Origin of the sequence: Vibrio taketomensis (assembly GCF_009938165.1) — a bacterium.
GTDB classification, from domain to species: Bacteria; Pseudomonadota; Gammaproteobacteria; order Enterobacterales; family Vibrionaceae; genus Vibrio; species Vibrio taketomensis.
The window spans coordinates 430,730-444,905 of sequence record NZ_AP019650.1; the positions used below are offsets into that span (position 1 = coordinate 430,730).

8 protein-coding genes and 2 pseudogenes are annotated in these 14,176 nt (G+C 43.8%); 2 read left to right on the forward strand and 8 right to left on the reverse strand.

Features of this window, described 5'->3' with window-relative positions:
• Positions 1-101 precede the first annotated feature (101 nt).
• From Vt282_RS15620 to Vt282_RS15640, 5 genes and pseudogenes are all read right to left on the reverse strand, one after another.
• Positions 102-698, reverse strand: coding sequence for an outer membrane beta-barrel protein (locus Vt282_RS15620; protein ID WP_162063981.1), 597 nt, complete (start codon positions 696-698; stop codon positions 102-104).
• Positions 699-855: 157 nt separating this feature from the next.
• The gene (gene yidZ / locus Vt282_RS15625; RefSeq protein WP_162063982.1) at positions 856-1,821 is read right to left on the reverse strand and encodes an HTH-type transcriptional regulator YidZ; all 966 of its coding nucleotides are present in this window, start codon (positions 1,819-1,821) and stop codon (positions 856-858) included.
• Positions 1,796-3,007 carry an MFS transporter gene (locus Vt282_RS15630; protein WP_162063983.1) on the reverse strand — a complete coding sequence of 404 codons (1,212 nt, stop codon included), beginning with the start codon at positions 3,005-3,007 and terminating at the stop codon, positions 1,796-1,798. The genes yidZ and Vt282_RS15630 overlap by 26 nt, the downstream gene beginning before the upstream one ends.
• Positions 3,008-3,165: 158 nt before the next feature.
• Positions 3,166-5,031, reverse strand: a complete 1,866-nt coding sequence (locus tag Vt282_RS15635; protein WP_162063984.1) for an Ig-like domain-containing protein — start codon at positions 5,029-5,031, stop codon at positions 3,166-3,168.
• Positions 5,032-5,428: 397 nt separating this feature from the next.
• Positions 5,429-5,940: pseudogene (locus tag Vt282_RS15640) on the reverse strand (peptidylprolyl isomerase).
• Between the two features lie 237 nt (positions 5,941-6,177).
• On the opposite strand from Vt282_RS15640, the gene Vt282_RS15645 reads away from it, so the two are divergent.
• On the forward strand, positions 6,178-7,443 hold the full coding sequence (locus tag Vt282_RS15645) for a mechanosensitive ion channel family protein (protein WP_162063985.1): 1,266 nt from the start codon (positions 6,178-6,180) through the stop codon (positions 7,441-7,443).
• A gap of 45 nt (positions 7,444-7,488) precedes the next feature.
• Here the strand turns inward: Vt282_RS15645 and gdhA are convergent, their stop codons facing one another.
• Positions 7,489-8,832: an NADP-specific glutamate dehydrogenase gene (gene gdhA / locus Vt282_RS15650; RefSeq protein ID WP_162063986.1), complete on the reverse strand. Its 1,344-nt coding sequence runs from the start codon at positions 8,830-8,832 to the stop codon at positions 7,489-7,491.
• 303 nt (positions 8,833-9,135) lie between these two features.
• Positions 9,136-10,908, reverse strand: coding sequence for a gamma-glutamyltransferase (gene ggt, locus Vt282_RS15655; protein ID WP_415663467.1), 1,773 nt, complete (start codon positions 10,906-10,908; stop codon positions 9,136-9,138).
• A 321-nt stretch (positions 10,909-11,229) separates the two neighbouring features.
• Here ggt and Vt282_RS15660 point away from each other — a divergent pair.
• Positions 11,230-13,403, forward strand: a pseudogene (locus Vt282_RS15660) (hypothetical protein).
• Positions 13,404-13,459: 56 nt separating this feature from the next.
• Here Vt282_RS15660 and Vt282_RS15665 read toward each other — a convergent pair.
• Positions 13,460-14,155, reverse strand: a complete 696-nt coding sequence (locus tag Vt282_RS15665) for an aspartate/glutamate racemase family protein (RefSeq protein WP_162063987.1) — start codon at positions 14,153-14,155, stop codon at positions 13,460-13,462.
• Positions 14,156-14,176: the final 21 nt, after the last annotated feature.

The window sequence follows — 14,176 nt, forward strand, 5'->3', positions numbered from 1 at the left end:
TATTCCCTAATTATGGTCATATTGTTATAACTGCCGTTACACCAATATGACCATCCATTCTTTAGTGTGTCTTTAAGGCTCTGGTTGAATATCAATCGCCCTTACTTGAAAAAGTAACGAAAGCCGAGATAGAAGCCATCAAGAGTGACATCAATGTTCTCTACTTCTGTAAAGGCCGCTTTGTAGCCAAAGTTTAGATCCATTTTTTCATTGATGCGTGTGCCGATTTCTAGGCCAGCCTGAATAGCGGTTTCGGTATCAGAGCTGTTGAGTCCGGTTAAACTCTCTTTGACATCAAGATCAACGACACCAACACCAAGCATGGGTGCAAGGTAGATATTGCCAAAGTCGTACAATACGAAGAGTTTAGCTTTGGCATTAACCATAAATGCTTGTGCATCAACAGAAAGCGTATGGTAATCCGTACCACCAAATTTGCGATACTCTAACTCTAAACTCGGTTTAACGACTTCGTGGGTAGCAAATTCATAGCCTCCGATCAGACTAAAGCCAATGTCGCTATTATCTTCAATGGTTGTGCCCAAAACATCGGCTTTTGCTGAGCCGCCAGCTTCAAGATCGAAACCTGCATAAAACTGGTTGGTTGATTTTGTGACGGTGTCACTTGTAGGTTGGGCAATGGCTGTCGTAGCAATACAACTGGTCAATAGTACTAAGGCAAACGGGCGTATCTTCATCTCACCATACTCCTTTATGTAGTGAAATTAGAATGTTAACGATAATATACAGAGTGCATATCTGGCGGTCTAATATCAATTAGTATGATTTAGTTCTTAAGTTGTACTAGGAGAGTTATAAGCAAACACGATTGAAGGAGTGGCATGCATCATAGTGTTAACTGAGTGGCTCTGCTCCATACATTGCTTTAATGGTGTTTTTCAACCATACCAGTTTTGGATTGTAGGCATTACGTTTGTGCCAAATCAGCGTAAATGGGATAAGCAGCTTATCTTGCAGTGATTTATCGAGAGGAATAGGTAAACACACCAGCTCTGGATGAAGCTTTTGCGTGTAGTGCTCACAGTATTGGGGTGCTGTCGTCAACATATTGTGATGAGGTTGTGCTGCCATAAAGAGTGACTGTTCAAAGCTCGACATCGTGAGGCCAATATTTCGTTGCCTACCTAACTCGCTTAATACCTCATCCAATGCCCAAGTTTCACTTTTTTCCCACACAATGTTGATGTGTTGGTAGTCTAGGAATGTGTCTAGATTCCATTCTTGTTGCAATGCAGGATGATCTTTGCGTAGATACACCATGGGTAAATCTGAAAATAGCACCTCATAGTCGAGAAAGTAAGGTAGTAGGTTGAGCGATTCTTTAGAGCGCGGATGGCTTTCTCGACCGGTAAAGCCGAGATCAATTTCACCTCGAATAATGGCATCTAGCGAGTCATAATCCCAGTTGTTGGTTTTAACTATGGCTTCTGGGTAGCGTTGTGAAATCGCGCTAAGTAGCTCATCTAATAAGGTCAACAATAATGGTGACTCAATGCAAAGATCGAAACGCACACCTTTTGGCGCAATGTCACCGCGTCTTTCTGCAATATGGCTACCCATCTGCATCCACTCTGCAAGGTCTTGCTCAAGGCTCTGTGAAAGCAATGTTGGCGAAAGCCCAGTGGGTGTTTTCACAAATAATGGGTCATTAAACCAATCGCGTAATTTATTCAGTGACTTGCTGACAGTCGAGGGCGTAACGTTGAGCTTCTTTGCTGTTTTAGACACACTCTGCTCTTGCAATAGTAATTGCAGAGTGCACAACAGGTTGAGATCAAGACGAGCGAGAGATTTCTTCATAGTCAGGGTTATTTAGTGCAAGTGCATTGTTGGGCTGTTTTACTAATAGTATTAAAGCCACACTGATTAAGCCACCTATAGCCAGTATCAATACCAACATATTCAAAGCGCTAACGCCGATGAGCCCCATAAACCAAATATAGAATGCTGAGCTACAGACTTGAGCGATACCAAGTATCGAACTCGCGACACCTGCTCTTTTGGTAAACGGGCTAAGTGCTTGGCTCATCGTCACGCCAAAGCCTATTGAGAACCCAGCGCATATCAATCCAAATCCGATGAAGTAACACCCAATGCTCAATGCGTTATAGTGAGCAAGCATAAGTATGCTTGCGGCTACCATTAACAGGGACTGTGATATGAACATTAGCGCGCGCTGCGATAAAAAAGTAAGCATCAATGGCGCAGAGAATGAGGTGAGCATACTGACTAGTGCTGTCCCGGCCATGATAGAAGAGTAGCCTCCTCGGTCAAAGCCAAGTTCATTCATTATCAACATTGGCGATACGTTGACATAAGTCAGGATCATCGTAACGCTAATGGCGGCGATGATGACTCGGCTGATAAATAGGCGCTCGAAGAACGTTTCTTTTTCATCAATCATAGCGTCTGAGTTTTGAGTGGTATGGCGTGCGGTAGGCTTTGACTCTTTTAATACAAAAATGGAAAGCAAACATACCAACACACCCATAGCAGCCATCGTCGTAAATAGGCTATACCAAGGAAATTTGAGCATAATTAAATGCCCTACAACCGGTGCAATCACGGGAATAATACACGTGATGCCGTTGAGCATGGAAAGCACTTTTGCACGACGTTGATCATCTAGAGTATCGCGCAATATAGCGAATGCGACGATATAGCAAGAGCCCGCGCCAATTCCTTGAGCAAAGCGCGCAGTCAAAAAGCTGGTGGTTTGTTCAGCACTACCGCCTAATAACGAAGCGGCAATAAATATTACCGCTCCTGCAATCGCCACTGGTTTTCGGCCAACTGAATCGGCAATTTTGCCTGCCAACAACATGGTGGTTGCCATGCCCGCAAGATAGATAGAAAACGCGATATGCAGTTGGGACTCGTTGGCATGTAGATCTCGAGCAATTTGCGGCAAACCTACTAAATACAGATCAATTGCGGTCGGATAGAGAAGAACCAGTGCAAAACTGCACAGTAAAAAACGAAACATGTAAACCTCACTCATTGTAGGCGAGGGATAGTATTCGGCTTAGAATTTAACGGCGAGTGGTCTTTACGACAACGGGTATTTCCATTTAGGACAAACCCTGTGGGAAATTTCTGGGAAGAATAAGCAGCGCAACCTTAAGAAACGCTGCTCACTGTTAGTTAGTCAAAGTCCACCAGTGAACTATCACCACCTTCGTTTGGATGGCCCCAAGTAATAATTCTACTGTCTGATGTAAGTGCTGCGAAAGCAGACCAATTTGAGTAAATCTTTACAATGTTTGTGAGTTGATGTTCAACTTCACTTGTGTCACCACCTTCAATCGGGTCTCCCCAAGTGACGACGGTACCGTCAGTTTTAAGGACGGCAAATGCAGTCCATGTAGAATATACTTCTGCGATGTTGGTGATTTGTGATTGTACGTGTGTACTATCACCTCCAGCAGTTGGGTTTCCCCATGTTACTAACGTTCCATCATCTTTTAGGGCAGCAAAGGCTGTCGCTGTAGAGTATATGGTTTTGACATTGGTAAGTTGCTCTTGTACATAAGAGCTATCGCCACCAGTTTCGTGATCACCCCAAGTCACCACTGTACCGTCAGTCTTTAATGCAGCGAATGCATTATTGTTTGAAAATACTTGTTTAACCTCAGTGATATCAGACATTTGTATTGGGCATGTGTGCGGTAAACTAGGGCAGGAATTACCCCAAGAAACGATACTCCCATCCGTTTTTAGAGCCGTAAAAGCAGCGCTACTAGCAACAATAGAGCTTACGTGAGTCAGTTGATCTTGCACTTTTGAACTGTCGCCGCCGTCTTCCTCATCACCCCAAGTAACCACTGTGCCGTCACTCTTGAGTGCTGCAAAAGACCAGTTACTAGCAAAAATCTTATCTACTTGCTTTAATTGAGCCGCAGTTTGACTATCAACACTTCCGCCTTGATTTGGATGCCCCCAAACGACCACTGTGCCATCTTGTTTTAGTCCAGCAAAGGCCCAGCTTGCTGGCGAAATATCGACAATATTCGACAAGTCTACACCTGCACTGCTGCCTCCATATGCAGGGTGTCCCCAAGATGCAACGGAGCCGTCGGGCTTGAACGCCGCAAAAGACCAACCAGTTTGTCTTGAGAAAATTTTAGTTACGTGGGTTGGCGGTGTGATTTCATCGAGAAAACTGCCCCATGTAACCAAAGAATTATCATTATTTATCACCGCGAAGCCAAATTGAGCTGATGCAATCTCTTTTGGGGAGTCGAACTGATGTTGGACGTGATAATTGTAACCGCCATAATTTGGGTTACCCCAAGATACGACCTGACCATTTGGTTTTATTGCAGTAAAGGCGGCTAATGACCCTTTAACTTGTATGTTATTCACGGAAACGGGTATAGGTTGGCTGTCGATACCATTAGATCTGGCAGTAAGCGTTGTGTTCCCTTCTTTTATTCCTTCAAGCAGTCCTTCACCTTTACTATTATCATGTGATACAGACGCTATTGTTGAATTTGTTGTGCTCCATTCAACGTTGAGGAGTAAGTCAATTTTACTTCCATCTTGGAATTCACCAATGGCATTAATATGATGTTTTTCACCGGGGGCTATGGCTAATAGACTTGGATCTATCGTGACTTTATGTAGTGGCTGAGCTGGAACTACACTTATCTGCATCTGCGTAGTAAATGTATGACCATTTATGGTTGTTTCTACGCCAATTTCAGCGGAACCATCGGAAACTCCTGAGATAATGCCATTGTTTTCGTCTACCACACCATTAGAGCTCGGTATAATACTAAATGGGTTATCTAATTTGTGTTCAGAGCCGTCAGAATAAATACCATAAATTTCAAATTTTTTTGCATATCCTTTTGGGATTTCAAGAACCGCGGGCTCGGTCCTTATGTCAACTAACACTGATGGTCCAGCAGGCGGTTTAATTTGTCCACCATCATTATTATTGCTCGAATTGCTACTATCACCGCCACCGCATCCAGCGGTTATTAATATCCCAATGTAATTAAACAAAAGCGGCCATTCTTGAACGAAAATTAACAAGATTCATAGAGGATGCTCTATTTAAATTAGCTATTCGCACTACAGCGAGTAGTTAGTTAATAAAGGTGTCGATATGTAATGATGTATTACATTGACAATGAATGTATTAATGGAGGATATATCATGCCAGTCTGATGTGCGGCAAGGGGGGAAATACGGTGTATCCTGTAATTTAAGTGATTTTTTACTATAAAATATGGCGCTTATTTGTAAATGTTAGTGTAAAGTTTTGTGTTTTCGAGAATAGGTGGTGGCAGTATTTTAGTGAAGTGCAGACGTTGGATGTTTACTCGCTCTATTTGGTTGTATAGAGTGGTAAAAAGGCGACAGCAAATTACGTTGATGTCGCCTTTGTTCGATAACTTTCTTACTTAATGGTCACTTTCTCGATGATGATATCTTCAACGGGCATATCTTCGTGACCAAAGCGCGTGCAAGTGGCGATTTTGCCAATTTGTTTAACGACATCCATGCCTGCTGTTACGGAACCAAATACTGCGCAGCCCCAGCCGTAATTGGTTTTCCAGTAAAATCGAGAAAATCATTGTCTTCTAGATTAATAAAAAATTGTGCTGTTGCAGAGTGTGGCGCATCGGTGCGAGCCATAGCGATTGAACCAGTGACGTTTTTCAAGCCGTTATAGGCTTCGTTGGCGATCGGCGCATGAGTTCTTTTTTCTACCATGTTCATGGCAAAGCCATCATCACGGATTTCATAGCCGCCACCTTGAATCATGAATCCATCAATGACTCGGTGGAAAAGGGTATTTTCAAAAAAGCCTTCTTTGCAGTAACGAAGAAAGTTTTTTGCAGTTTCTGGCGCTTTTTGCTTATCAAGTGTGATTTCAATATCGCCGTAATTGGTAGTCAGAATGATCATGATTAAATTTCTTTAAAAAGATGGGTTGCTAAATGGCTGGGAAGTATAGGTAAATGATAGGAGAAAATGAATAGTTCAGTCATAGCCGCAAGCATATCCTGTTGAAGCGTATACGCAGAGTTGTCGTTTAACTTGGATTATTGCAGTGTAACTGACTATCGAGGCTACACTTTATAAAGTATTGAGTGGGATAAGCGAACAAGCTTATCGATATAATCATTCGCAAAGGAATACGCAGTGCTTGAACACCATATTCGAAATTACATCTCTCATCAGTTAGCTAGCGTTGGCATTAATAGTGATCCTTATGGGGTCGAACTCACCAGTGTCTTTGTGTTAGCAGCATTGATTACCGCCACGATTAGTTACTTGATTGTCCATCACGTGATTGTGCGCTCGGTGAAGAACGTTTTACGCAAAACGAATAAACCACTCTCAGACAGTCTTAAAAAGTACGATTTACTCGGAAAAATATCGCTGCTCGTGCCGATTATGATTCTGGATGTACTGATTCCAATCTCAGTGGGTCACTACACGCTCTTAGCAACGATTTTGGATCGCTTGCTGAGTGTGTCGATTTTATTAATGATCGTATGGGTGATCTTTGCATTGCTCGATGCACTCAATGATATTGCTACTTTCAAAGGCATTACTCGTAAAATGCCGATCAAAAGCTTTGTTCAGCTTATTAAGCTCTTTACCTTTTTTGTTGGTTTAATCATTTTTGTTTCGATCCTCTCCAATGAATCACCGGTTATTTTTCTTTCAGGGTTAGGGGTTGCTACGGGCTTTGTGATGTTGGTGTTTAAAGACACTATTTTGGGTTTTGTTGCCGGTATTCAGTTGTCTGCTAACCAAATGATTAGCCTCAATGATTGGATTCAAATGGATGCTTATGGTGCAAACGGAACGGTGGAAGAAATATCATTAACCACGGTAAAAGTACGTAACTTTGATAACACAATAAGTATGCTGCCAGCGTATGCATTGGTACAAAATGCCTTTATCAATTGGCAGGGGATGTCTGATTCAGGCGGCAGACGCATAGAGCGTTCAGTGAATATCGACGTAACATCGATTCGTTTTATGCAAGATGAGGAAATTGAAGCGCTGAAGCGTATTCGAATTCTGCGTCAGTATATTTATGAAAAATCGCAAGAGATCAGTGAATATAACCAAGATCTTGATCAAGATGATGGTGGGATAGGTAATACTCGACAGATGACTAACCTTGGGTTATTCCGCGCCTACCTCAATGCGTACCTGCGTAGCAGCAAAGATATTCATCAATACATGTTAATCATGGTGCGTCAATTACAGCCAACGGAAGAGGGGATTCCTCTGCAGGTTTACGCGTTTAGTAATAATGTAGACTGGGCAATTTACGAAGGTATTCAAGCAGACTTATTTGATCATATCTACGCCATAATGCCAACGTTTGGTCTGCGCCCTTATCAGGCGCTTAGCAGTAACGATTTGAATAAAAGAATCGGAAACCTTTAGGGTTTCCGATTCAATACCGTCTTGTTTAATCAAGGCGATGTGTGATTAACATACGCCTTGAGCAAGCATCGCATCAGCAACTTTAACGAAACCAGCAATGTTTGCGCCGAGTTCGTAGTTTACTTTGCCAGACTCGTCACGACCGTATTCAACACACGTGTCATGAATACGGCGCATAATGTCTTGTAGGCGTTGGTCAACTTCTTCGCGGCTCCAACCCAAGCGTAGTGCGTTTTGGCTCATCTCTAGGCCTGATGTCGCAACACCGCCAGCGTTAGAGGCTTTGCCTGGTGCATAAACCACGCCCACGTTGTTAAATACCGCTACCGCTTCAGCAGTACTTGGCATGTTTGCGCCTTCAGCAACCAACTGAACGCCATTACCTGCTAGTACTTCTGCATCGTGGCCATCAAGTTCGTTTTGCGTTGCACATGGTAGCGCGACATCCATTTCGTACTGCCAAGGTTTGCCTTCGCTGTACGTTAAGCCCATTTCATGAGCGTAATCTGCGACACGGCCACGTTTTACGTTCTTGATTTCCATTAGGCGAGCCAATTTTTCTGGTGTGAAGCCTTCTGGATCGTAAACAGTACCATCTGAGTCAGAGGCAGTAACCACTCGGCCGCCCATTTGGATTGCTTTTTCAATTGCATATTGTGCTACGTTACCAGAGCCAGAAACACCCACTCGCTTACCTGCTAGCGTTTGTCCTTTCTCTTTAAGCATGGCTTCAACAAAGTAAAGCAGACCATAGCCAGTCGCTTCAGGGCGAATCAAGCTACCGCCAAAAGAGAGACCTTTACCAGTGAATACACACTCAGCGCTATTTGATAGTTTCTTCATCATGCCGGTCATAAAGCCAACTTCACGCGCACCAACGCCGATATCGCCTGCAGGTACGTCAGTGTCAGCGCCTAGGTGACGGTGAAGTTCTAGCATCAGAGCTTGGCAGAAACGCATGATTTCATTGTCACTCTTTCCTTTAGGATCAAAGTCACTACCACCTTTACCGCCGCCCATAGGTAGGGTAGTCAGTGCGTTTTTGAATGTTTGCTCAAAGGCTAGGAATTTAAGGACAGATGAGTTCACAGAAGGGTGGAAACGCATGCCGCCTTTATAAGGGCCAATTGCTGAGTTGTGTTGAACACGGAAAGCACGGTTAACGTTCACTTTTCCTTGGTCATCAACCCAACTAACACGAAACTGAATCAAACGCTCTGGCTCGACCAAGCGTTCAAGAATACCTGCTTCGATATACTTTGGATTTTTTTCAACGAAAGGCCAAATAGAGCTGATTACTTCAGTAACGGCTTGAAGAAACTCTGGTTGATTTGGGTTATTGCTGGCAACACGGGCCAAAAAAGCGTCTTTAAGTACCGCTTCTTTCATCGGGAACTCCTGTAAACAAAAATACTACCATGTGGGATGTTGTGTTTGGATTCTATCAATGTGATCCATTCGCTTATATATCAGGCAGTTTAAGTTGGTACTAAAGTTAATGACCGACTTTTTACCCTTACTCAATAAGGGAACAAAATATTTTATTTTGTTTTTTGTTATGGAGTAATGTATCTCGGTAGAGTCACATATCTGAAAATATACTGGTTAAATATTTTATTAAAACCCGTTACAAAACGTAATTATGTGACTTACTCCCGTAGACAAAATCATGATTGTGATTTGTTAACCTGTTTAATCACCTGCACTGATTCCCTCTCTTCTTGGATCAGCACCACCGATTAACTTATCGTTCGAAAATACGACTCCCTGTAAGCCTGAATTAAGATTTTTTAGTTCAACCGTGTAACCCATTTTCTCAAGTGGGCGCTTAAATTTTACTGCTGATGTATTTTGTTCAATATCGTAAGTGCCAAAGCGATTGAGCATACGCGGCATATCAATGGCCTCTTGAATACTCATTCCCCATTCAAAATGAGCAATCAGCGTCTGAGCAACATAGCCGATAATGCGAGAACCGCCAGGTGAGCCAATCGCCATATAAGGCTGACCATTTTTCAGTACAATGGTTGGTGTCATGGAAGATCGAGGTCGCTTTCCCGGTTCAACGTGATTCGCGATCGGATAACCGTTTTTGTGGGTCGCAAATGAAAAATCAGTCAGTTCATTATTAAGCAAAAAGCCGTTACTCATTACTCTAGAGCCAAAGCCATTTTCGATAGTGCTGGTCATTGAGACGATGCTCCCTTGCTTATCTACAATCACGATGTGAGTCGTACTAGGTAACTCTATGGATTGATCATCGGCATAGGCGATGGGGTCATCCCAACGCGGTTCTCCCGGGGAAACATGTGCAAGGGCAGTTCCTTGGGTGATGAGTTGGGCCCGTTTTTCGAGATAACTAGCATCTAACAGCCCTTTGGGCATGGGGACAAAATCCGTATCGGCGATATATCGACCTCGATCTGCAAAGGCAAGGCGTGATGCGTCACCGATGATTTGCCATGCGATAGGGTTATTCGCTCCTAATTTTTGTAGATCGAAATGGCTCACCATACCGAGGATTTGTCCAAGCGTTATTGCTCCTGAACTAGGAGGGCCCATTCCGCACACGTCGTAGCCTCGATAATTTGCACATATGGGTTTACGCTCAATGACTTTATACGTGGCAAAATCTTCCAATGCGAGATAGCCCGGGTTGTCGGTAACAGAGCTGACTTTAGTGACGATGTCTCGGGCTATTTTGCCGTGATAGAATGCCTTTTCTCCTTTTGTTGCCAATAAATTAAGGGTCTCAGCATAATCTGGGTTGTGCAGTATTTTTGCTTCGTTTAATGGTTTTTCACCCTCAAAGAAATACGCTTTCGTTTCAGGATAGCGAGCGAGGTGTTGTTTATCGCGCAGAATAGAACTGGCCAAGCGCTCAGAGACAGGGAAGCCGTGGATGGCGAGTTCAATCGCTGGATCAAATAGTGAGGACCACGATTGGTTGCCGTAACGCTGGTGGAATGTAGCGAGAAGCTTAACCGTTCCAGGGGTTCCTACTGAACGCCCGCCAACGACGGCGTCATAAAAGCTGAGTGGTTTGCCTTTTTTATCGAGGAACAATTCGGGCCTAACGGCTAGAGGCGCAGTTTCGCGACCGTCAAAAGTGGTCAGTGAGTTCGTTGGTGCATGGTAATAGACTAAGAATGCGCCGCCACCAAGACCGGATGATTGTGGTTCAACTAATCCCAATACAGTTTGCACCGCGACAAGTGCATCCGCAGCGGAGCCGCCTTGCTTTAGCACGCGGTAACCAGCTTTTACTGCGAGAGGATGAGCCGCTGAGACCATAAATTCACTTGCTTCTACACTCTTTTTGGCACTGACTTTACTGGTCAGTTCTGGCGCAATGTTATCGGCAACATCTTGCGCCGTACCAATGGGGCTTGCGCACCATAATAGTAAACCGAATAATAATTCAGCCTTCTTTGTATTTAACACGCGATGTTCCCCCCAAGTCAGCTCGACTATCGACACGTAAGTTAAGCCTAGTGAACTTAGGGTGGGCTTACGGTTTTTTTTTGCTATTCATTTTGTAATTAAGCATCGTTGACAGAATTTGCTAGCACCTTAAAGTTAATCAAAATAACGGTTTTTAACACTTTGATTAATCGACATTATTTCCCTCGACATTTTTCTCAAAATGAGAATATTCCAATTAACTTGAAGAACGCGGTCTCATGTTCGATACTGTTTTTTGCAATATGATTTGTGATTTGAGTCTCATTTTGAAAGGAGAGAATAGTGAAACAGATAGGCACAATAACCAAGTTATGCCAGCTAATGCTGTTAGCGATCATCACTTCTCTCTCTTACTCTGTCTTCGGTGCAGGAAAAGCAATGGTGTTGCCTGGATTGCATCAGCAGGGAGAAGATTTGGATGGAAATCCGCTCTCATCTCAGCAAGTTTTGGACTGGGAAATAGCGAATAGCGACATTATTTTTGGAGCCTATGATTCTGCTGCCGACAATCACCGAGCGAGAAATGTCGGGTATATGTATAACCAAAAATTGGAAATGAACAGTAGTTGGTTAGAACACCATATTCGCAGTGATGCAGAAGAAAAGGGGCTCAATTATGAAGATTTTTTCCTTCATTTTGCTGAAGACACAGTGGTAGCAGAGGTAGACCAAACTCATGGTGAAAACACCCTGCTTAACCGCAAACCAATGATTGTTGGCTACACAGTGAATCACGAACATGCTGGCTTTTGGCTATATCAGCAACCGCCTTGGGATGTTGATGTCTTTGAGCATGCGAAGCAGGGTGGTGCTTTGTACGTGTATCACGCCGAGCAATTCGATCGCTTGGTGTTCAAGTTTTCTCAAACTGCACAAGGTGGCAGCTTTGTGATTGAATACCCATCACAAGTTGATGCGTATGGGCAAGTTACCCAATGGAGCCCATTTGACATCAAAAAAGACAAAACCTTAAACATGACAAAAAGCCAGAACGTGATTTGGCAAATGCCAAGTGATTGGGTTCGGGCAACCACTCATGATGGCAGCGGTGCAAGCTATGGCGGCGGTCAGTATTTTGGTTCAACCTACCTGCGAGATGGTGGTCAACTCTATGTTGTTCGAGTTCGGTGGGATGCAGACAGTGTTGCCACTCGTCCAAAAATCAAAGAAGTTAAGCTTAAAAATAGCTTCCCGGTAGTAAAATTGTCTGATGCTCCAATCGCTACTTCCGATGGCCGCAGTATTCAGCGTTGGAGAAAAATCCGGGGCTTTGATCTCTCTGCAGATACTAACCAGGATAATTATCTTGATTGGAATGAATATAAAAACCGATCGAATAAAAACGCCACCGCACGTTTTCGTTGGGAGTCTCGCGTTATTCCGTTTGGCCGGATGTGGAATCAAAACTCCTCGTGGGCGTTAACACATCTTGCTAATCCCGATTATATTGAGGCCATGCGTGCGTACTATGCCGCTGTTTGGCAAGAGCAGGGCGTGAATGGCGCGTATAACGATGACACAGGGTCAGTGGTATGGTAGCTGAGTTGGGCATGATTGCAGGTAGTGAGATTGCAGATGAACGTTATAAAACGGATTTTGCTACTTTTTTGCGTGGGTTAGCGGCCTTTAATCCAGATACGTTGATCGGAGCCAATATCGGCACGGCTAACTTATATGGTCGCAATGGACAGTCATATCTTACGGGCGCGGCGAATCTCTATCTACGTGAGCACTATCTTTTTCCATCAACAGGCTTTAGTGGCTATGCAGGGATCAGTAAATTTTGGGACAATTCTGTGCTAGCCGCGTCGGGGCAAAGCACAATTTTTCAAGCAACGACTCGCTATGGGCGAGTGCAGTATTTGGGTAATACTGAGCAACATTGGCAGCAGGATCAATACTCAGCGCTTGCCATTTACTACTTAAATCATCACACAGATAAAAGCTTCTTTAATCAATGGAATAACGGTTATGTTTACGGAAGCAACAATACTGATGCAGTGAACTTCTGGCGGGCAGGGATTGCCAAAAATATTGCCTATCAGCCAACGAAATTATTAGCCATCGATTTGGGAGAGCCGGCCAATACACTCCCGGCTGAATTTGAAGCGATACCGCTAATGTTATCAACGGCGACTCCTTACCCTGCTGACTATACGATTGTAGGGGATTCAACCATGAATCAAGCCGCTCATCCTGACTTACCAAGTGGCATGATTGAGTTATTGCCAACGTATACGTACTTTATCTATCAAAGCGCAAACGAAGTTGTTCCGCAAGGTCCTGAAGATATGGTGCTTGCGCGGGAATTTACCAAAGGGAAAGTGCTCTACCGAACAGATTTTCATGGTAGGAATCAATCCTTTTATACGTCGGATAAGATAACCGTTGAGCTTGACGTCCCGATGCGGCCTGTTGATGCTCAGGGTACGGTAGGGGATTATGTAAGTCGCGTCGAACTGGGTGGTTACGAAGGCATGTTCTTGCTTTATTGACGGATAGAACAAGAAGACAAGGCGCAATTATGCGCCTTGTTCATGTTTGAAAGCGGTTAACTACCGATCGCCAATTTAACGGCGGCTTCCGCATGAATCGCTGTCGTATCGAATAACGGTACATCGGTATGGCTCTGTTTGACCAACAATGCAATTTCGGTACAACCTAGAATTACTGCTTGTGCACCCTGTTGATGAAGTTTTTCGATGATATCTAGGTACACTTTGCGCGACTCGTCTTTAATCTCACCACGGCAGAGCTCTTGATAGATGATCTCGTGCACGTTTAAACGGTCGGCTTGTTCTGGGACGACGACGTCAATACCAAATTTGTCGCTCAAGCGTCCTTTATAGAAATCTTGCTCCATGGTGAAGTTGGTGCCTAGAAGGCCAACTTTACGTACACCGCTCTCAAGAAGTTTGTGCGCAGTCGCATCGGCAATATGCAAGATTGGAATTGAGATATTCGCTTCGATCTGTGGCGCGACTTTATGCATGGTATTGGTGCAAATTAGAAGGAAATCAGCGCCTGCTTTTTCGACAGACACCGCAGCATCCGATAGAATTGCCGCTGTTTCATCCCATTTACCTTCATGTTGCAGTTTTTCGATTTCAGCAAAGTTGACACTGTACATGCTGATTTTGGCTGAGTTTAAGCCACCAAGGGTTTGCTTAACGCCCTCGTTAATCGATTTGTAATAACTGAGCGTGGATTCCCAGCTCATACCACCAAGCAAGCCAATTGTTTTCACGTAGTTTCCTTTACGTTGAGT

Excerpts from the sequence above, each read along its gene's own strand:
- Vt282_RS15620 (WP_162063981.1), bottom strand. The coding sequence starts at position 698 with ATGAAGATACGCCCGTTTGCCTTAGTACTATTGACCAGTTGTATTGCT.
- Vt282_RS15630 (WP_162063983.1), bottom strand. The coding sequence starts at position 3,007 with ATGTTTCGTTTTTTACTGTGCAGTTTTGCACTGGTTCTTCTCTATCCG.
- gdhA (WP_162063986.1), bottom strand. The coding sequence starts at position 8,832 with ATGAAAGAAGCGGTACTTAAAGACGCTTTTTTGGCCCGTGTTGCCAGC.
- yidZ (WP_162063982.1), bottom strand. The coding sequence starts at position 1,821 with ATGAAGAAATCTCTCGCTCGTCTTGATCTCAACCTGTTGTGCACTCTG.